General features: G+C 43.0%; 11 protein-coding genes. 9 read left to right on the forward strand and 2 right to left on the reverse strand.

Going from position 1 to position 21,903, the window contains the following annotated elements:
* Positions 1–7: 7 nt before the first annotated feature.
* Positions 8–283, reverse strand: a complete 276-nt coding sequence (locus tag RMY00_RS05080) for a hypothetical protein (protein WP_322646797.1) — start codon at positions 281–283, stop codon at positions 8–10.
* 1,010 nt (positions 284–1,293) lie between these two features.
* On the opposite strand from RMY00_RS05080, the gene purC reads away from it, so the two are divergent.
* The 7 genes from purC to RMY00_RS05115 all read left to right on the forward strand — a co-directional run bounded on the left by purC (position 1,294) and on the right by RMY00_RS05115 (position 10,260).
* Entirely contained in the window at positions 1,294–2,031 is a 738-nt protein-coding gene (purC, locus tag RMY00_RS05085; RefSeq protein WP_322646505.1) for a phosphoribosylaminoimidazolesuccinocarboxamide synthase, read from the forward strand.
* Between the two features lie 180 nt (positions 2,032–2,211).
* Positions 2,212–4,785, forward strand: a complete 2,574-nt coding sequence (locus tag RMY00_RS05090) for a BamA/TamA family outer membrane protein (RefSeq protein WP_322646506.1) — start codon at positions 2,212–2,214, stop codon at positions 4,783–4,785.
* 240 nt (positions 4,786–5,025) lie between these two features.
* Positions 5,026–5,871 (forward strand): UDP-3-O-acyl-N-acetylglucosamine deacetylase, encoded by an 846-nt coding sequence (lpxC, locus tag RMY00_RS05095; RefSeq protein WP_322646507.1) that lies wholly within the window; start codon positions 5,026–5,028, stop codon positions 5,869–5,871.
* Between the two features lie 99 nt (positions 5,872–5,970).
* On the forward strand, positions 5,971–6,492 hold the full coding sequence (gene fabZ / locus RMY00_RS05100; protein WP_322646508.1) for a 3-hydroxyacyl-ACP dehydratase FabZ: 522 nt from the start codon (positions 5,971–5,973) through the stop codon (positions 6,490–6,492).
* 314 nt (positions 6,493–6,806) lie between these two features.
* Positions 6,807–7,625, forward strand: a complete 819-nt coding sequence (lpxA, locus tag RMY00_RS05105; RefSeq protein ID WP_322646509.1) for an acyl-ACP--UDP-N-acetylglucosamine O-acyltransferase — start codon at positions 6,807–6,809, stop codon at positions 7,623–7,625.
* 101 nt (positions 7,626–7,726) lie between these two features.
* Positions 7,727–8,896, forward strand: a complete 1,170-nt coding sequence (gene lpxB, locus RMY00_RS05110; RefSeq protein ID WP_322646510.1) for a lipid-A-disaccharide synthase — start codon at positions 7,727–7,729, stop codon at positions 8,894–8,896.
* 110 nt (positions 8,897–9,006) lie between these two features.
* Positions 9,007–10,260 (forward strand): DNA cytosine methyltransferase, encoded by a 1,254-nt coding sequence (locus tag RMY00_RS05115; protein WP_322646511.1) that lies wholly within the window; start codon positions 9,007–9,009, stop codon positions 10,258–10,260.
* A gap of 200 nt (positions 10,261–10,460) precedes the next feature.
* Here the strand turns inward: RMY00_RS05115 and RMY00_RS05120 are convergent, their stop codons facing one another.
* The gene (locus RMY00_RS05120) at positions 10,461–11,426 is read right to left on the reverse strand and encodes an aldo/keto reductase (RefSeq protein WP_322646512.1); all 966 of its coding nucleotides are present in this window, start codon (positions 11,424–11,426) and stop codon (positions 10,461–10,463) included.
* 639 nt (positions 11,427–12,065) lie between these two features.
* Between RMY00_RS05120 and RMY00_RS05125 the strand changes: the two genes are divergently transcribed.
* Together RMY00_RS05125 and RMY00_RS05130 are read left to right on the forward strand one after the other, a co-directional pair.
* A complete protein-coding gene (locus RMY00_RS05125; protein ID WP_322646513.1) occupies positions 12,066–15,773 on the forward strand; it encodes an EAL domain-containing protein in 3,708 nt (1,235 codons plus the stop codon).
* A gap of 938 nt (positions 15,774–16,711) precedes the next feature.
* Positions 16,712–21,790 (forward strand): PAS domain S-box protein, encoded by a 5,079-nt coding sequence (locus tag RMY00_RS05130; protein WP_322646514.1) that lies wholly within the window; start codon positions 16,712–16,714, stop codon positions 21,788–21,790.
* Positions 21,791–21,903 lie beyond the last annotated feature (113 nt).

The raw sequence follows: 21,903 nt of genomic DNA on the forward strand, positions 1-21,903 counted from the left end.
ATCCCCTTCAATCTTCAGCCTCCCCCTGGTCATTCTGAAACGGATCTTCGCCAATTCTTAGCTCTTTTTTTGAGCGTTTCAACTGTTTCCATAGATCCTTGATTTGTTCGTAAGCTTCACCTGGAGGCAGTTTTCCATTTGTTTCTAAGTTGCAAATGTAGCTTACTCGTTGGGCAAATTCTTGTAGATTTGCATTAAAAACCAAGTTTTCTGGCTTTACCTGGCCATAGTAGCGGCCGCGAGGGTAAAGAAAATCATCTTTGTTCACTATTTTGTTCTCCAATTTATTTAACTCTCCTTGTGTTTGAATCTCTAAAGCTGAATCATTAGCTACCGCCATCTTTACTGTCGTTAGACTGTGGTAAATCGAACCATCGAACTCCTTTTCCAATTAACGATGCGGAAATTGGTTGATTTAGATTTTGAGACTAGAAAACAAAGCTTGAAATACTTTTACAGTAAAAGTTACAAAAAAATTTTCTACTAAAGTGACTAAAGAGAATATTTGACTTACCTCCCAGTTGTCAATTTATCTCATCTTAATTTATGAATTTCTGGCTGTAATTAACTTCAGTTTAAACCCTGAGTCATAGTATATTAAAAAATACCAGTATTATAATATATGAGTTATCATTATTGCAAAAATAGTGACAGATTTTCGTAGGGTAAAAGTACTTAGGCAAACATACTATGGCTTAATGCAAATTATCGTCTGTTAAAAGTTAGAGATTCATCTGTGAATTTTTAGCAACTTCCTGCTGGGGCGTGATCAAAAACAGGTAATAGCAATTCGCAATGGGCAACTCTTGGAGACGCTAAAAGCGAACGCCCCGCTTTACTAACGCAATTCGCACTCTTACTAACGCCCCGCTTTGCTGTTTTCATGCCCGCAGGGCTGTACGCAATTAAGCAACTTAGATGCAGTAAGACTTTCGTGATTTATATCTGTTGCCTCCTTTTGGAGAACTGGTATAAAGGTTAAGCAGAGCAGAATGGGAAAATTTTCTCTATGGCGATCTGTCTTCTTCTTAATGTTACGGACTTCCAGAGAATAAATTACCCAATTTATGATGATATTTTTTCCCCCTGCCCCCTTCTCCCTGCCTACACAGCGATTGATTATTTTTTAATTGAAAGTTCCTTACGGGTTCCTGCCATGTACCTCTGCACAATTAACCGTGTGCCCCTACCCTCTTAAATAATTACCAATGGCTAATAGTTAATAACTAAAGATAAAATGGTGAAGCCTCAAAGGACAACTTTTGTCCATCGCCTAGAACTTTACCTGCCACCATGTCTGTTAATTCCAAGTTATACGAAGGCAAAGCCAAAATCCTCTACACAACGGACGATCCGGAAGTCTTGTTGGCCGATTTTAAGGACGACGCCACGGCGTTTAACGCCCAAAAACGTGGCAGTATTCAGGAGAAGGGAAAAATTAACTGTAGCATTTCCAGCCAGCTTTTTAAACAGTTGGAAGCAAAAGGTATAAAAACTCACTTTATCGACAACCCTACCCCAAATCAGATGCGGGTGAAGGCAGTAAAAATTTTACCCTTAGAAGTAGTTATCAGAAATATTGCTGCTGGCAGTTTGTCTCAGCAAACAGGCTTACCAGTGGGTACAATTCTAAAACAGCCAATGGTAGAGTTTTATTACAAAAACGATCAGTTAGGAGATCCTTTGCTGACACGCGATCGCCTGTACCTGTTAGAACTAGCTACTGCGGAACAAGTAGATGCAATTACACATCTAGCATTGCAAATCAATGAATTTCTCAAGAACTTTTGGCAACGATGCGGCATTACCCTAGTAGACTTCAAACTAGAGTTTGGTTTGGACTCACACCAGCAGTTGCTCTTGGCAGACGAAATTAGCCCCGATACCTGCCGTTTATGGGATACCGCAGAACAGGACTCAAACCGCCGGGTAATGGACAAAGACCGCTTTCGCCGGGACTTAGGAAATGTAGAAAATGCCTACCAGGAGGTTTTACAAAGAGTGCTAAAAGCAGTAGAGAGTAATAATTAAGTGGGTAAAAATCAATTAAACTCGTGTGGATTGTCCAAAGTCTAGTTGTCAGTTGTCCTTTGTTATTCACCAACAATCATTGTACAGACGCGATTAATCGTGTCTCTACTGACCAATGACCGATGACTAATGACTAATGACTTTTTGTGTGTGTGGTCGTGAAGAGGAATTATAAGTAAAATGCGTTTATCTCCCATGTTGCTGGCAGCAGTAGCAATTGCAGCCCCTTTGGGCGGTTCATCATTGAGTGCAAATGCAGAAACCGCCAACAGTTCAAAACAGACAACAAAAGTTTTGACACTAGAAACAAATCAGCAGTCAGAAAAGAATACAGATCAGGTTGATAGTAAAAGTTTCAAATCTCGACCTAACCCCGCCAAGGTTATGAAGGCGGATAAACCCCACATTGCCGCAGTTTACCTTGTCAATCCAGAAACGATGCTTGCGGCGGGCCACGTCTACGCAACTTCAGGGGTAATCGTGCCAACCTCCACAACGCCAAAAACTGCACAAACCCCTCCAATAGATCCTAACTCTACTCAACAGCCATCTCCTGCTCCGGACATTCCACCGCCAGAAATTCAACAACCAACGCCTTCCCCAACTCCTGAGACTACTCCAGTCCCAGAAAATGTAAACCCATCGACAACACAGCCTTTATTACCCACAACTCCAGAACCATCTGCCACTCCTGATCTTCCGTTCCCAGGTAGTCAACAAAGAACACCTGCTCCAAACCCAGGCACTATTCCTAGTCCGCAGAATGTTAACCCGCCGACAACTCCGGGAAATATTCAACCCAACACACCTGCCCCAAACCCAGATGCAACTCCCAGTCCGCAGAATGTTAACCCGCCGACAACTCCGGGAAACACTCAACCCAACACAGCTCCAGAAGCTAATGACCCTCGCGTACTGGTGTCGGAAGTAGTAGTTAGAGCACAGACTGGGCAACTACCAGCAGGACTGGAAGACCAAGTTTATAGAGTAATTCGTACCCAACCAGGACGAACGACAACCCGCAGCCAGCTGCAAGAAGATATTAACGCCATCTTTGGTACTGGTTTTTTCTCCAACGTGCAAGCATCGCCAGAAGACACCCCCTTGGGAGTGCGGGTGAGCTTTGTTGTACAGCCTAACCCCGTCCTAACCAAAGTAGAAGTGCAAGCCAATCCTGGCACTGGTGTTGCTTCTGTACTCCCCGCGAATACTGTGGATGAAGTCTTTCGGGAGCAGTATGGCAAAATCCTTAACTTGCGTGACTTGCAAGAAGGAATCAAGCAGTTAAACAAGCGGTATCAAGACCAAGGTTACGTACTAGCTAACGTGATTGGAGCGCCACAAGTCTCTGAAAACGGAGTTGTTACCTTGCAAATAGCAGAAGGTGTAGTAGAAAATATTAGAGTCCGGTTCCGCAATAAAGAAGGTCAAGAGACAAACGAGAAAGGGCAACCAATTCGGGGGCGGACACAGGATTACATCATTACACGAGAATTGGAGTTGAAGCCAGGACAAGTATTCAATCGCAACACAGTACAAAAAGACCTACAGCGCGTGTATGGGCTAGGACTGTTTGAAGATGTGAATGTCTCCCTTGACCCTGGTACTGACCCCAGCAAGGTGGATGTAGTAGTGAATGTAGCTGAACGCAGCAGTGGTTCTATTGCGGCTGGGGCAGGTATTAGTTCTGCTAGCGGACTTTTTGGAACAGTTAGCTATCAACAGCAAAACCTGAACGGTAGAAACCAAAAACTGGGAGCAGAAGTACAAGTGGGAGAACGGGAACTGCTATTTGACTTGCGGTTTACAGACCCCTGGATTGCCGGAGATCCTTACCGGACTTCCTACACAACCAATATTTTTCGTCGCAGTTCCATTTCGTTGATATTTGATGGTCAAGATCAAGATATTAGGACGTTTGACCCAGGTAATCCTACTAATACAGATGCTCAGGATCGCCCCCGGATTCTCCGTCTAGGTGGTGGTGTTACCTTTACCCGTCCTCTTTCTGCCAATCCTTACAAAAGTTCTGTATGGACTGCCTCAGCAGGTTTACAGTATCAACGAGTTTCTGCGCGTGATGCTGATGGCAATCTCAGAAAAACAGGAGCCGTATTTGATGATAACGGCAACCGCATCAGTGACGAAATTCCACTAACCTTATCTAGCGGTGGTCAAGACGATTTACTACTGTTGCAACTGGGAGCACAGCGCGATCTCCGTAATAACCCATTGCAACCTACTAAGGGTTCTTATCTCCGCTTCGGAGTCGATCAGTCGGTTCCCATCGGGCTAGGCAACGTCTTACTCACCAGATTTCGGGGAAGCTACAGCCAATATTTACCCATCAAGCTGATTAGTCTCTCTAAAGGCGCACAAACTTTAGCATTTAACCTGCAAGCAGGAACCATCCTTGGTGACTTACCTCCCTACGAAGCTTTTACCCTTGGGGGTAGCAACTCTGTTCGAGGTTATGACGAAGGAGTATTAGGTAGTGGACGATCTTATGTGCAAGCATCAGTAGAGTATCGGTTTCCAGTTTTTTCAGTAGTCAGTGGCGCACTATTTTTTGATCTCGGTAGCGATCTAGGAACTAGTACTAGGGCGGCTGAAGTTTTGAATAAAAATGGTAGTGGCTTTGGTTATGGTCTTGGCGTTCGCGTCCAATCTCCACTAGGGCCAATTCGGATTGACTACGGTATCAACGATGATGGTGATAGCCGAATTAATTTTGGTATTGGCGAAAGATTTTAATTTGTCATTGGTCAGTACAGACGCGATTAATCGCGTCTGTACAATGATCGTTGGTGAATCACAAAGGACAAAGGACAAATGACAAATGACAATTAACTTTTTTGGATTAGCTTGCTAATTTTTACATTTACCTCAATACTATTCCGATAAAGGAATTAATCACATTTTCTGGGAAATATCAGGGATTTTACCAAAACAGACGATGAACAATACTAAAAGAAATATACTGACTTTTCGGCTATGCAACAGCACACTCTAGGCGGGGAAATTACCCAAATAGGCGTGGGATTGCATAGCGGTATTAGTACCCAAGTGCGGATACTACCAACTGAGGCGGGAAGTGGACGCTACTTTGTGCGGGTAGATTTACCGGATTTGCCGATCATTCCAGCCCAAGTTGCAGCAGTTAGTCATACTGTTCTCTCAACTCAGTTGGGCAAGGGTGAGGTAGCCGTCCGTACGGTAGAACATTTGTTGGCTGCGCTTTCGGGTATGGGTGTGGATAATGCCCGGATTGAAATTGATGGCCCAGAAGTTCCACTTTTAGATGGTTCAGCAAGTGTATGGACAGCTAATATTGCCCAAGTTGGCTTAGTATCACAGCCCAACAACCAAGTTCCCAAGGCTATTACAGAACCAATATGGGTTTATCAAGGCGATGCCTTTGTATGTGCCATCCCAGCACCAGAAACCCGCTTTAGTTACGGTATTGATTTTGATCTGCCCGCCATTGGTAATCAATGGTACAGTTGGTCACTAACTACTGAACTAGAAAAAGCTTCTGTTAGCTTTGCTACAGAAATTGCTCCCGCCCGGACTTTTGGGTTACTGCATCAAATTGAACACTTACAAAAAACAGGGTTAATTAAAGGTGGCAGTTTGGATAATGCACTCGTTTGTGGGCCAGAAGGGTGGTTAAATCCACCATTAAGATTTGCAAATGAGCCAGTCCGTCATAAAATCTTGGATTTAGTAGGAGATTTAAGTTTACTAGGAATTTTTCCTATTGCTCATTTCTTAGCGTATAAAGCCAGCCACAATTTACACATTCAACTGGCTCAGAGAATTTTAGATTTTGGATTTTAGATTTTAGATTTAATCTAAAATTTAAAATTTAAGATTATTAAGGCTTTCGACATACGCTTGTCTACTCAACTTTCAGATGAAAAATCAACTATACGGCCAATGTCAATCCTTACTGAAGTGAATACCATTACACCTACATCTACCGAATCAGAAGCTATAAATGAGACTACAATCATATCTGAGATTAAAACAACCTTTACATCTGAAGAAATTCAGAAATTGCTACCCCACCGCTACCCATTTTTACTTGTAGACAAAATAATTGACTACGTTCCAGGTAAAAAAGCTGTTGGAGTTAAAAATGTTACTATCAACGAACCCCATTTTCCAGGACATTTCCCAGGACGTCCACTGATGCCAGGGGTGCTAATTGTCGAAGCAATGGCACAAGTTGGGGGCATTGTTCTTACTCAAATGTCTCCGGTAGAAGACGCACTGTTTGTCTTCGCTGGGATCGATAAAGTTCGTTTTCGCCGCCAGGTTGTACCGGGGGATCAACTAGTAATGACAGTGGAACTGTTATGGGTAAAACAACGTCGTTTCGGTAAGATGCAAGGTCGTGCCGAAGTTGACGGTCAACTTGCCTGTGAAGGGGAATTAATGTTTTCTCTAGTTAATTAAAAGTTTGCTTTCGTGGTATTGGCATAGCCGTGAAATGCCTTTACTGAATCCTGAAAAAGGATCGCAGTTAAAAAAAATCCACAACAGCATCTGAATAATTTATTGATTTTCGACGCCCTCTTTACGAGACGCACTCACGAACACACTTAACTTGCTTTGCCCGACACTTTCGTTCACTGAAATACTTAACGCTCAACAATGCCAGTCGCCTCAAATGGGATGGCAGTCAGTATAACTCTCTTAACCAGGGTAACGCACTGCTTTAAAACCCCTACCCGGCGCTGGCTTATCAAGACAGTTCTGGAGATTCACCCTTGAAAACGCTAATTCATCCAACTGCTGTAATTCATCCGAAATCGGAACTCCACCATACAGTGCAAGTCGGTGCCTATGCTGTGATTGGAGCGCATGTCAAAGTGGGCCCTGAAACAATAATCGGTGCTCATGCCGTGTTAGAGGGGCCTTGTGAAATTGGGGCGCAAAATCAGATTTTTACAGGTGCAGCCATCGGTATGGAACCCCAGGATCTTAAGTTTGTGGGAGAACCAACCTGGGTCAAAATTGGTGATAACAACTTGATTCGTGAGTACGTTACCATTAACCGCGCTACTGGTGCTGGTGAAGCAACAGTGATTGGTGATGGTAACTTACTGATGGCTTATGCCCATGTGGCTCATAACTGCGTGATTGAAGACCAGGTGGTGATTGCTAACTCTGTAGCGTTGGCAGGTCATGTCCATATAGAGTCACGCGCTAGGCTGAGTGGGGTTTTAGGTGTCCATCAATTTGTGCATATTGGTAGACAGGCAATGGTGGGAGGCATGGCACGAATTGACCGGGATGTGGCCCCATATATGCTGGTGGAGGGAAATCCGGCGCGGGTACGAACCCTCAACCTTGTCGGACTTAAACGGTCTGGTATGGACTCTACAGATTTACAAATGCTCAAAAAAGCCTTCCGCATTCTCTACCGCTCTAATTTGCCCTTTAAGGATGCTTTAGAAGAGTTGGAATTGTTAGGGAATAGCGAACATTTGCAGCATCTGCGACGTTTTCTGCTACTTTCTCAGATGCCTGGAAGGCGTGGTTTAATTCCCGGTAGAGGAAGAAAAGGCGTGAGTGATGAATCGTGAATTATAAGTTAGGAGTTAGGAGTTATGAGTTGATAACTCAAATTTTTAACTCCTAACTTATAGTTCCTAACTCTTAATTTTTACTAATTACCAATTATCAAATGCGGATATTTATCAGCACTGGCGAAGTATCTGGTGATTTACAAGGATCACTACTAATTACAGCGCTGAAGCGTCAAGCTGTGGCGATTGGGTTGGAATTAGAGATTGTGGCGCTGGGTGGCGAAAAAATGCTGGAGGCTGGGGCAATTCTGTTGGGAAATACCAGTAGTATTGGCTCAATGGGTATATTAGAAGGTTTGCCTTATCTTTTACCAACTCTCCAGGTGCAGCGTCAGGCGATCGCTTTCTTAAAACAAAATCCACCAGACTTGGTGGTGCTGATCGATTATATGACTCCCAATCTGGAAATTGGGACTTATATGAAACAGCAATTACCAGATGTGCCTGTGGTATATTACATTGCTCCCCAAGAGTGGGCTTGGTCAATAAGTTTGCGTAGAACTAACCGGATTGTTGGTTTTACAGATAAGCTGTTGGCAATTTTTCCACAAGAAGCCCGTTACTTTCGTGAGAAAGGGGCAGAAGTTACTTGGGTAGGGCATCCTTTGGTTGACCGAATCCAAGACGCTCCTAGTAGGGAAGCAGCCCGTGCAACATTGGGAATTGCACCAGAACAAATTGCGATCGCACTTCTCCCCGCCTCTCGCCGCCAAGAACTAAAATATCTTTTACCAGTAATTTTTCAAGCTGCCCAAACTATTCAAGCGAAATTACCTGAAGTTCATTTTTGGATTCCTCTGTCGCTGGAAGTTTATAGACAGCCAATTGAGCAGGCTATTGAGCGTTACGGTTTACGGGCGACAATTATATCAGGTCAACAAATGGAAGTTTTTGCTGCTGCTGATTTAGCCATTAGTAAATCTGGTACTGTCAACCTAGAACTTGCTCTGTTAAATGTGCCGCAAGTTGTAGTTTACCGTTTAAGTTCCCTGACTGCTTGGATAGCTCGTAAAATCCTCAAAGGTTCTGTAACCTTTGCATCACCACCTAATTTAGTGGTAATGAAGCCGATTGTGCCAGAATTTTTACAAGAGCAAGCCACACCAGAGAATGTTATCCAAGCAGCGATGGAACTACTACTCAATCCTAGTCGCAGAGCGCAAACTTTGGCGGATTATCAAGAAATGCGGCAGAATTTAGGAGAAGTTGGGGTTTGCGATCGCGTTGCTCAAGAAATTTTGCAAATGGTGGCGGGGGCTGGGAAGTAGGGAGAGACGCAATTAATCGCGTCTGTACAAAGTGGGGAGTAGGGAAAATTTTGTATATTTAATACGTGATACCCAATCCCAATCTCTTTAGAGGTGTCATGGCTTATGAGATGAAAAAACAAAGAGCGATCGCTGTTGACTTATTCGCCGGTGCGGGAGGTATGACTCTTGGCTTTGAACAAGCTGGCTTTGATGTGCTAGCCTCTGTGGAAATTGACCCGATCCACTGTGCAACACATGAGTTTAACTTCCCTTATTGCTCAGTGTTATGTAAAAGTGTTGTGGATACAACCGGGGACGAAATTAGGAGTCGGTCTGAGATAGGCGATCGCGAAATTGATGTGGTAATTTGTGGCTCACCATGTCAAGGGTTTTCTCTAATTGGGAAACGGGCTATTGATGATCCTCGAAACTCTTTAGTGTTTCACTTTCATCGGCTGGTTTTTGAGCTAAAACCAAAGTTATTTGTAATGGAAAATGTTCGGGGGATTACAGTTGGCGAACATAAACAAATTCTCCAATCCTTAATTAACGAGTTTAGAATTCACGGCTATAAAGTAGAAGAAAACTATCAAGTTCTCAACGCTGCACATTACGGAGTACCACAGTTCCGTGAGAGATTATTTCTCATAGGTGCAAGAGAAGATGTAGAGTTACCAAAATACCCTCAGCCGATTACTAAACAAGCATTACCAAATAATTTAACTTCTAAAAAAATATCTGATATTCCATTGAGTCCTACAGTATTGGATGCAATTGGAGATTTGCCTGAAATAGAAAAATATTCAGAATTATTAACAAGAGATTGGGTTTTAGCAGAATACGAAAAGCCTAGTAACTATGCTCTTGTACTTCGCGGTATCAAATGTTTAGATGATGATTATTCTTATAAACGAGAATATGATTTGCGAATACTTTATTCAAGTTTAAGGACAAAACATTCTGCGGAAACTATTCAACGTTTTCAGGATACTCAACAAGGCGAGAGAGAAAAAATTAGTCGTTTTTATAAGCTACATCCTGCTGGTGTCTGTAATACTTTAAGAGCAGGAACAGACAAGTATAGAGGTTCTTTTACATCTCCTAGACCGATTCATCCAATTACGCCGCGCTGTATTACAGTTAGGGAAGCGGCGCGATTGCATTCTTACCCAGATTGGTTTAGATTTCATGTAACCAAATGGCACGGATTTCGGCAGGTTGGAAACTCTGTACCACCGTTACTAGCAAAGGCTGTGGCGGCAGAAATTATTCGCAATTTGAATATTTCGCCTCTTAAACCGAGTTTTGGATACAAGTTGGAAGAGGAAAAGCTATTACAGTTTAATATGTCGCAAGCGGCACAATATTACCAGCGTGATTAGTAAGAATACCCTCTATAATATGTACAAGGTTGGGCTAAGTACAGCTTTAGGTAAAATCGTGGCGAATTGAGGGTTGAAATTTAAACGCAAATGGGAGGCAGCGTGTTGCGGGGGTTCCCTTTGTTGTAGCGACTGCCGTCGCGCAGAGGAGCGCAAAGTTTGTTTGAGTCCCATTTGCTAGGAACTTAGGCAAGGCTGGGCTAAGTCCAAGCACGAAAGAATGTACTATCTTCCCAGATATTAGCAGCCGCCAGTGCGATCGCTGTTAATTCTTCCTTTTTAAGAGGCACAAAAGCCTGCGCTATCTTGACATTATTCTCTAATTGTGAAATAGTTTCTGCGGCAATTACACAACAATGTACTCCAGGCTGAGACATTGTGTAACCTAAAGCTTGCTCTATACCTGTCAACCCACCCGGTTTAAATAGCCGACCATAAGCAGGGACTTTCATCGCAATCACACCAACATTTTTTTCTTGAGCAACTGGTAGAACCACTGGAATAAATGGATGTGGGTGGTGTTTGTCGGCGGCATTCACAGGAATCAGTGTAGTGTGGAAAGGATAGCGACGCAAACCTTCGGCAATCACTTGAGGGTCGTGATGCCCGGTAATACCTGCAAAGCGCACCAATTTTTGTTCTATGGCTTCTTCTAAAGCTTTAATTGCGCCTGATAGACTAAAGATGGTGTCGAGTTCTTCAGAAAAAGAGACCCGATGCAACTGCCACAAATCGAGATAATCTGTATTGAGACGTTTAAGCGATCGCTCCAATTCTCGCCATGCACCATCCCGATCTCTTTGATCGGTCTTGCTTGCTAGAAATACCTTTGAGCGATGGGATGGTAGCACTTTGCCTAAATAATCTTCACTCGGGCCATAACTAGCAGCTGTATCAAAGTAGCGAATGCCAAGTTCCAGCGCTCTTTGAATAATTGCTGTAGCATCACCCTCTTTTCCTTCCCAGGATAGCGGCGTTTGTCCTGCTCCGCCTAACCCAAAGATCGGGAGTTTTACTTCTGTGCGTCCCAGTAACCGTTCTGGCATAGTTGCTGGCGATATTGCCGTGTTGGTAGTATTTTGCCCAAAAGCATTAGTTGCCACAATACCTCCAGTTACAGCAATACTAGTAATTAGGAAATTACGCCGCGTCTTTCCTTCTGTCATGCTTGGCTTTGGAGAAAAGTACTCTTCTTCTCAAATTTTAGCTAGGGATGATTAACTGGATATCCTTCTAAAGCATAGATTCATCACATTTCAGATAGGTAGGTCAAAATAAGAGCGATGCCTACGACAGCAAGTTACGCACATCTCACAAATTAAGATTCTTTATTACTGAATAAGTAGATAAAAGAGAATAATTATACTTTGGGCTGTTGATAAATGCCTAGAACTTGCTTTAGCTTATTCTGGTGTACAACTATTAAACCAATTCGCAATTCGCAATGACGCTCGAAGACTCGCTAACGCAATGGGCTTCGCCCCGCTACGAAGAGAGTAATTACGTGTTGTAACGGGGATTTAGACCCCGCCACAACACTTGCGGCTTGATAGAAGCCGGGGACTTAAACCCCTACATTTTGTTAAATTTATTTTTGCCAATGGTAGTTGATGCAACTCAGTTAAGCGATTTCCATAACCACCCGTCTGACCAACTGATTGTTCTTTGTTAACTGCGGATAGAAAAATTATTAACTATCCTGATGTGCAAATTCTTAAGTAGTGTTAGCGCTTGAGTATTAATTTACCCCAACTTATCTCGTTTGCTTTGCGATAATTCCGTTTTATTTGCTCCGTAATTCTGTTATGACCTCTAAAGATCCTGTTGCCTCACCCGTGAATGGATTGGTTTTATCCGAAGAAGCCTTTTTCTTTGAGCGATCGCTTGATCTGCTGTCGGTCGTTGGTCTGGATGGCTACTTTAAGCGGATTAATCCTGCATTTACCCAAACCCTTGGCTACTCAGAAGCAGAATTATTAGCCAGTCCTTTTTTAGACTTCGTGCATCCAGACGACCACTTCGCCACGTTAGCAGAAATGGAGAAGGTGAAGACCGGGATACCAACACTCAATTTCGAGAACCGTTACCGGACGAAGGATGGCCGCTACCGATGGCTGGGATGGACAGCATCACCGCAGATTGCCCGGGGAGTGATATACTGCGTTGCCCGTGAGATGACCCAGCAAAAAGAGGTCGAAGCCGCGCTACAACGCGCCAACCAGGAACTAGAACAGCGCGTTGCCGAACGGACTGCCCAGTTAGAACAGGCAAATGCAGTCTTGGCAGAACGGGAAGCCTTGTATCGAACGCTAACACAACACATCCCTAATGGCGCAGTTCACCTGTTTGACCATGAATTGCGCTTTTTGCTTATAGAAGGTAGCGAAATCAAACAATTGGGATTAGATGGAGCGGCACTGGTGGGGCAAACTATTTGGGAAGTCCTACCTCCAGAAACCTGTGAACAAATTGAACCGATGTATCGTGCAGCCTTAATAGGGCAAATTTCAGTCCAGGAAGTGCTTTACTCTAATCAGGTTTATGAAGTACATACTTTGCCTGTACGCAGTGAGCAGGGTGAGATTTTTGCAGGCATGGTACTCACCCAAAATATGACGCATCGCAAGCAGGCAGAAGCAGAGTTACAGGAAAGCAGGGCAACGCTGCAACGGCAACTGGCTGAGATTGAAAGCATCTACCAGTCTGTTCCAATCGGGTTGAGTGTTCTCGATACCAACCTACGCTTTGTGAGGATTAACCAGCGATTAGCAGAGATCAATGGATTTTCCGTAGAGGAACACATTGGGCGAACAATTCGAGAGTTACTGCCTAACATCGCGGATACTGCTGAAGAATTACTGCGTCCTATCTTAGAAACGGGAGAACCATTACTAAATGTCGAAATTCGGGGAAAAACTCCGGCACAACCGGGAGTAGAGCGTGTCTGGCTGGAGAGCTTTTTGCCGTTAAAGGATGGCGAGCAGATAATTGGCATCAATACCGTTTGTCAAGAGATTACCGAGCAGATTCAGGTTGATGAAGCCCTGCGCCAGAGTGAAGAACGATTTCGCACAATGGCAGACAATGCACCTGTAATGGTTCGGGTGACGGATGCCACCGGATACTGTACCTATCTCAGCCAAAGTTGGTATGAATTCACAGGGCAAACCGAAGCAACAGGGTTGGGGTTTGGTTGGCTCAATGCCGTGCATCCAGAGGATTTTGCATTTGCTCGAGAAACATTTATAAGCGCTAATATCCATCACAAAGCCTTTCGAGCAGAATACCGTTTACGCCGTCACGATGAGGAATATAGTTGGGCAATTGATGCAGCAAGTCCCTGGTTTGAGGCAGATGGGCAGTATAAAGGCTACATCGGCTCAGTTATTGATATTACCGATCGCAAACAGGCAGAAGAAGCCCTGCGGCGATCTGAAGAACGCTATCGCATGCTGTTTGAAACGATGGAAGACGGCTTTTGCGTTATTGAAATGTTGTTTGATGCAAACAATACGCCGATTGATTATCGCTTCTTAGAAATCAACCCTGCATTTGAGCAACAAACCGGACTCCAACAGGCAGAGGGTAAAACGTTACGCCAACTCATTCCCAATATGGAAGAATTTTGGTTCAAGACTTATGGCAAAGTGGCTCTAACGGGTGAACCCATTCGCTTTGAAAATGGCTCTGAGGCGCTCAATCGTTGGTTTGATGTTTATGCATTTCGCATTGAGCAGCCAGAGAGACGCAAAGTGGCCATCCTGTTCAAAGATATTAGCGATCGCAAACAGTCTGAGATAGCCCTGCGGGAGAATGAAGACCGCTTGCGGATGGCGATCGCCTCTGCTCAATTGGGAACTTGGGATTGGAATCTGGTTACAGGAGAATTGAAATGGGATATCGGCTGCAAAGCCATGTTTGGGCTACCGCCTGATGCCGAGAGTAGTATAGAGGCATTTTTTGAGGGTTTACATCCGGATGATTGCGATCGTCTTCAGCAAATTATTCAAGAGGCGCTTAATCCCGCATCAGGTGGCTCTTATGATACTGAGTATCGAACGATCGGCATTCAGGATAAAGTTGAACGCTGGCTGAGGGCAAAAGGGCAAGCCTACTTTGATGAAAACGGAAAACCGATTCGCTTCATTGGTACGGTGTTGAATATTACGGAGCAAAAACAAACCGAAGCGCAATTAATTTATGATGTTTTTCACGATTCACTAACTGGACTGCCAAACCGTGCTTTATTTGTCGAAAGGTTGGAGCAGGCGCTGGTGCGAACAAAGCGTCATTCAGACTACAGATTCGCTGTCCTGTTCTTAGATGTGGATCGCTTTAAAGTTATCAACGATAGTCTTGGTCACATGATTGGGGATCAATTGCTAACTGCGCTGGCACGCAGATTACAAATGTGTGTCCGTGTAGGAGATACAGTTGCTCGCTTAGGAGGAGATGAGTTCACAATCCTATTAGATGATATCAAAGATTTAAATGATGTAAAAAATGTAGCGAATAGAATAAATGTAGCTTTGACAAAAGCTTTCAATCTTGCTGAAAATGAAGTAATTACTACTGTAAGTATTGGTATCGCTTTAAGCACTAACACTTATAATTTGCCAGAAGAAATCATCCGTGACGCTGACATTGCAATGTACCGTGCTAAAGCACAAGGAAAAGCACGCTATGAAATATTTGATTTTAGTATGTACAGTCAAGCTGCCCAGTTATTACAGTTAGAAATGGATCTACGACGGGCAATTGAACGCCAGGAATTTCAGGTTTACTATCAGCCAATTGTCTCGTTAGAAACTTATAAGATTATTGGCTTTGAGGCTCTTGTGCGCTGGCAACATCGTGAACATGGAATTATTTCTCCAGAAAGATTTATTCCTTTAGCAGAAGAAACTGGGCTGATTGTGCCGATTGGTTATTGGGTGTTACGCGAAGCTTGTCGTCAGATGCAGGCTTGGCAACTGAAATTTCCTACTAACCCAATCTTAACCATCAGTGTAAATATTTCCAGTAAACAGTTTTGCCACCCCAATTTGATTGAGGAAATTCGCCAAATTCTGCTAGACTCTGGCCTAGAAGGCAGCAGTTTAAAGTTGGAGATTACTGAAAGCGTACTGATGGAAAATTCTGATTCAGCTACTGCTATGCTTTTGGAATTACAACAGATGGATATTCAGTTACATCTAGATGATTTTGGCACAGGTTATTCATCCTTGAGTTATCTGCATCATTTCCCCTTTAGTGCATTAAAGATTGATCGTTCATTTGTTATCAACATTGGTGCTAATGGAAGAAACTTGGAAATTGTTCAAGCGATTATTTCTCTAGCAGAAAGTCTTAACATAGATGTAATAGCCGAAGGTATAGAAACAAGAGAACAATTAACACAGCTTCAAAATAAAAAATGTAAGCATGCACAAGGATATATTTTCTCTCGACCACTTGATAGCAACTCAGTTGATACATTAATTGCATCTAGCTTGTACTTTCAGCTAAATTAAAACCTGATATATTTAACGCTTATGTTCAGCTTTGATTCCCTGATCCTACCAATCCTAAGTGTTGAAATACTGTATTTCATTAGGGTATGTAAAAATAAGAGCGATGCTTACGACGCCAAGCTAAACACTGATTTTTCTAGTTTAACTTTGAGGTGCGATCGCTTCTAGTTGCAGAGGTATTAATCTTATATATAGTAGTCAACAAAGCTGTTAGAACATCTGGCAGTAAACGCGCGTTCAACAACGTACTTTGTGATTTTATTGTCATCCTCATATCTTTGTCCGTTGCTATAAAATATTATGTAAACAATATGCATTTGCTAAACGATATTAATGTTATTCCCAATTTTATGTCATCAGCTTGTTAAAAGGCAAACCTGCCTTCTTGCCTTATTCTCATCTTCTTGAATTTGCCCTAATACAGTTCATCCCAATTGGCAATGACGCTCCTACGGACGCTCGTTCCTCTCTACGAGACGCTGCGCGAACGCTACTGCTTCGCTAACGCATTAAAAAACTTAACATATAGCAAAGCTTTCAGGATTTATATCTGTTTTATTATTTTAGTGAATTGGTATCAGTTAAGGAAATTTATCTGTTAAGGCAGGCAGGGGAAGAGAAAAAAGCTTAACTGAACACTATTGAAATTTGTCCTAAAATAATACTTATAAGTACAACAATACCTAAAATACATTGTTTAATAGTAAGCCTTTTAAATAAAATTATTGAACACAACTATAAACTTTTGGTCAAAAGCAGATTCTTTAATTTCACTATTTATTGTCTTTCGGTACTATATTACTGAGTTATTAACCTCTTACAAAAGAAGTTTTTTAAATAAATAAAAATCTATCTGTAGATAAATTACTAAAAATTGCAAACTAGCTTAGGGTGTATAGAGCCTTTGCAATAAGTATTGGTTATTCCAAAACATTTTCATGCCCCATATTTGTTATTCCCAGTTACTGCGTTATGGCATTGTTGTATTAATTGTCGCACTTACATTAGTGCTGATGTTGATGCTAGACCCCTGGTTAAGCATGAGTGGAACTCCTTTCTTGCTGTTTTTTAGCGCTGTAATGGTGAGTGCTTGGTATGGTGGTTTGAAATCAGGGCTGTTAGCAACTTCCTTGTCTGCGTTACTGAGCAGTTACTTTTTTCTCCCCCTGGCTAATGATCTCAGTTTTGACTTATCCAACTTTCTGCGAATTGGATTGTTTGCATTACAAGGATTGCTCTTTAGTATCTTATACGAGGGATTAAAAACTGCTAAAAGCCGGGCTGATGGAAATCTCCAAAAGCTTAGAGTTTGTGAGGAGCGATTTCGATTAGCGTTAAGTAGTTCAGATATTGTGGTATTTCAGCAGGATCGCGATTTGCGACATCAGTGGATTCATAATCCTCAAGATCTACACACTGCTGAAGAAGCGCTGGGTAAGTCTGACTATGAATTATTTCCAACCTTAGTAGCAGAGCAATTGACGGCAATTAAGCAGAAGGTACTAGAAACTGGTGTTTCAAACCGTGAAGAGGTTTGTCTGACAATTGGTGGAGAAAACCGTTACTACGATTTGCTGATTGAACCGCTAAGGGATGTAGACAATAGCATTCAAGGTATTATCTGTGTAGGTGTAAATATTACTGAGCGCAAGCAGGCAGAATTAGAAAAAGCCACGTTACACCAAGAACTTCAGCAAGCGATTCAGCAAAAAGACGAATCTCTGGCGTTACTCAATGCTTGGGTTACTAGTTCACCAGTAGCGCTGGCTTTTCTCGATACTGAACTTCGCTATATTCATGTTAATGAAGCGTTAGCAGCTGTCAACGGTGTACCGCAAAGTGAACATATTGGTCGCACCTTTAGGGAAGTACTGCCGGAATGGGCAGCGCAAATTGAGCCTGTTTTTGAGCAAGTCATGCAAACCAGACAGCCCTTACTCAATCAAGAAGTGAGCGGTGAAACTTATCCTGCTGGAATATATCGTTATGGTCTTGTCAGCTATTATCCGGTGTGTCTCCCGGATGGGCAGTTATTAGGAGTAGGCATTAGTTCAATTGATATTACTCAACTGAAACAAACTGAGCAAGCACTGCAAGAAAGCGAAGCAAAGTTTCGCAGTGTGGTTGAGTCTAATATGATTGGTATTGGCTTCTGGCACAGAGACGGCAGGATTACAGATGCTAACGATGCCTTGTTAAGTATGGTGGGTTATACCCGTGAAGAATTACTTGCTGGAGAAGTTCGTTGGCAAGACCTAACTCCTACAGAATACCTGCCACTTGATAAGCAAGCACTAACTCAATTTCAAGACAATTCCTTTTGTACCCCCTTTGAAAAAGAATATATTCGTAAAGACGGTTCGCGCTTCCCAATTTTGGCGGGTGGTAGCCACTTTGAAGGGACTGTAGATCGAGGAGCTTTTTTTGTTCTTGATATTACAAAGCGCAAGCAGGCTGAAGAAAGACTTCGCCATATCGGCCAAATTAGTAGTTTACTCTCTACTTCGCTAGATTACGAAGAAACCTTAGAACAGATTGCCAAAATCTCAGTTCCCCAGCTAGCTGATTGGTGTAGCGTTGATATTTTAAATGAAGATGGTTCCATTCGCCGCCTACCCATTGCCCATGCAGACCCATCCAAAGCGGAGTTAGCGCGTAAACTTCAGGAGTATGCCACAGATTATAAGGGTGCAAGTGCAATTACTAGAGTACTGCAAACTGGGCAAAGTGAATTAATCTCAGAGATATCTGACTCGCTATTAGTAGCAAGTACTCAGAATGAAGAACACTTAGAACTTGTTCGGCAATTGGGGATGAAGTCTGTGATGATTGTGCCGTTAATCGCACAAGGGCGAGTCCTCGGAACTATTAGCTTTGTCAGCACCCAATCAAACCGTCGTTACGATCGCACTGACCTCACTTTAGCAACAGATATTACCCATCGTGCTGCCTTAGCAATGGAAAATGCCCGACTTTATCGAGATATGCACCAGGCTTTAGTCCATTATGCCGAATCTCTATCTCTTCTAGATGCGCTCTTAGCAGCTGCTCCCGTTGCCGTGTGCTTTTTTGATCGGGAACTGCGATATATCCGAATTAATCAAGTTTTCGCTGACATTAACGGTTTGACCATAGAAGAACATCTAGGACGTAAATTTGGGGAAGTATTGCCAGCGATGGCGGCTGAGTTGGAGCTACAGTTACAGCACGTATTGAATACTGGAGAACCCCTGCTGAATGTAGAAATCAGTGGTAATACAAGGGAACAACCAGAACGTTACGGCTATTGGCTGGGCAACTATTACCCGGTCAACAACGCAATGGGAGAAACGGTAGGGATTGGAATTATTTTGGCAGATGTGACAGCAGCAAAGCAAACAGAAGTTGCTTTACGAGAAAGCGAAGAAAGGTTCCGAGCAATGTTCAACCAGGCAGCTGTTGGCATCACTTTAGTAGGGTTGGATGGACGATTTCTTCAAGTTAATCCTGCCCTATGTGAAATTACTGGATACAGCCATGAAGAGTTAATTCAAATGAACTTTCAGGAAATTACCCACCCTGACGATTTAGGAATTGATTGGGAAAATGCTCGGCAAGTTTTAGCAAAAGAAATTAGTGGTTATTCTTTAGAAAAGCGCTACATCCGCAAAGATGGTTCCATTGTTTGGGTAAATTTAACTTCGTCAGCAGTTTGGGATGCTAACGGACAACCAAAGTATGCATTAGGCATTATTGAAGATATTAGCGAACAGCTTGCCGCCCTGCACGAACAGCAAGCTGCGCTACGCGAACGCCAACGAGTTGAAGCCACACAAAACTTTTTAGTCGAAGCCAGCACCTTACTCGCTGCCTCATTAGATTATGAAGTCGCCTTGGAAAGCGTGGCTAATTTAGCAGTTCCTACCCTAGCTGACTGGTGTATTGTAGATGTTTTCCAGAAAGATTGGTCAAGTAAACAAATTGCGATCGCAATTGCCGATCCGACAAAACAAAGCATTTTAGACGAAATCCGACGGCGTTATCCACCCAAAACCAAAACAAAACAGCTTGTGGAACAGCTAGGATTAGGAATTTCTATCTTTTATCCCCAATTATCTGACTACAATTTTGTCCAGATGGCTCAAAATGAAGAACATCTGCAATTGCTGCGAAGCCTGGGTATTCGTTCTTTAATGGTAATTCCAGTTCGTTCCCGTGGGCAATTATTTGGAGCAATCTCTTTTTTTACAGCCGAGTCAGGTCGGCACTATCAAAAGACAGACTTGGCTTTAGCAGAGGATATTGCTCGTCGGGCAGCAATAGCGATCGACAACGCAAGACTATACCAGGAAACTGAACGGTCTATCAATCGCACCATACTTTTGCAAAAAATAACTGCTGCTTTCTCGGAAGCCTTAACTCCCCAACAGGTAGCCAATGTAGTGGTGAACCAAGGCATTGCCGCCTTGGAAGCTACTGGTGGTTCCGTTGTCTTACTTACTGAGGGAGGTACTACCCTAAAAATTGTGCAAGCAATTGGCTATCCGCAAACACTTATAAATACTTGGGAGACTTTTCCCATCACAGCATCTAACCAAATAGCAGAAACAGTCAGAACTGGGCAGCCGGTTTTTTTAGAAAATTTAGCAGCCATGATTGCTAGATATCCCGACCTAGCAGATATTGTGACTGTTATAGCGAATAATGCTTGGGCTTCTATTCCCTTGGTAGCAGAAGGCAAAATAATTGGGGCTTTGGGATTTAGCTTTAACAGTGGACAAATATTTAATGAAGAAGACCGGGGATTTATGTTGACACTGGGACAGCAGTGTGGCCAAGCGATCGCCCGCGCTCAACTTTACGAAGCCGAAAAAACTGCAAGGGCCCAAGCCGAGACAGCCAACCGGATTAAAGATGAATTTCTTGCCGTCCTTTCCCATGAACTTAGAACTCCTCTAAATCCGATTTTAGGGTGGGCGAAGTTACTTAGAACCCGCAACTTTGACGAAGCCACAAGAATCCGGGCATTAGAAACAATCGAGCGTAATGCCAAATTACAAACCCAACTGATTGGAGATTTACTTGATGTTTCACGGATTTTACAAGGTAAGGTTAGGTTAAATCTTTATGCAGTGGATTTGAAAGTAGCGATCGCAGCTGCACTAGAAACGGTGCGTTTAGCAGCCGAAGCCAAATCAATTGAAATAAAAACGGTGCTAAGTCCTGATATCGGCAAAGTTTTGGGTGATGGCGATCGCTTGCAACAAGTAATGTGGAATCTCCTCTCTAATGCTGTTAAATTCACACCCACAGAAGGACAAGTAGAAGTACGTCTAGAACAAGTTGGATCAGAAGCTCAAATTCAGGTGATTGATACAGGTAAGGGAATCATGCTGGAATTTTTGCCTTACGTATTTGATTACTTTCGACAAGCAGATGCCAAGACAACCAGGATATTTGGCGGACTGGGATTGGGACTAGCAATTGTGCGTCATTTGGTAGAACTTCACGGTGGTACAGTTCAGGCAGAGAGTTTAGGAGAAGGACAAGGAGCTACCTTTACAGTCAGACTACCTTTGCTCAAAAACTCAGAGTTACGAGTCAGCAGTGATGAGGCTTCTCAACCAGAACTTAGTACTGACGACACATTACTTGCTGGAGTCCAAATCTTGCTTGTGGACGATCAAGCAGATGTGCGAGAGTTTTTTAGCTTTGCACTAGAACAATATGGCGCAACTGTAACATTAGCTGAATCAGCAAGTGAAGCGCTGGAAATACTAGCCCAATCAAAGCCAGATATTTTGTTAAGCGATATTGGAATGCCTGTAATGGATGGCTATATGCTGCTGCGCGAGGTGAGAAAATTACCGCCAGATAAAAACGGGCAAATTCCCGCGATCGCATTGACAGCTTATGCTGGAGAAATTAATTACAACCAAGCAATGGCAGCAGGATTTCAAAAACACTTACCTAAACCCGTCGATCCAGTAGATTTAGCTAGTGCGATCGTCAATCTCATTGGACAGAATCAACCTTGAAACAGGCAAGGGAGCAGGGAGCAGGGATCATTTCCCCCTGCTCCCTGCTGTGGAATGAAGGGGAGAACATGAGTTGGAATCCCCCATTTCATAAGCGTGGTTCTTGTACCCTA

Source organism: Nostoc sp. ChiVER01, assembly GCF_034531155.1.
GTDB lineage: Bacteria > Cyanobacteriota > Cyanobacteriia > Cyanobacteriales > Nostocaceae > Nostoc.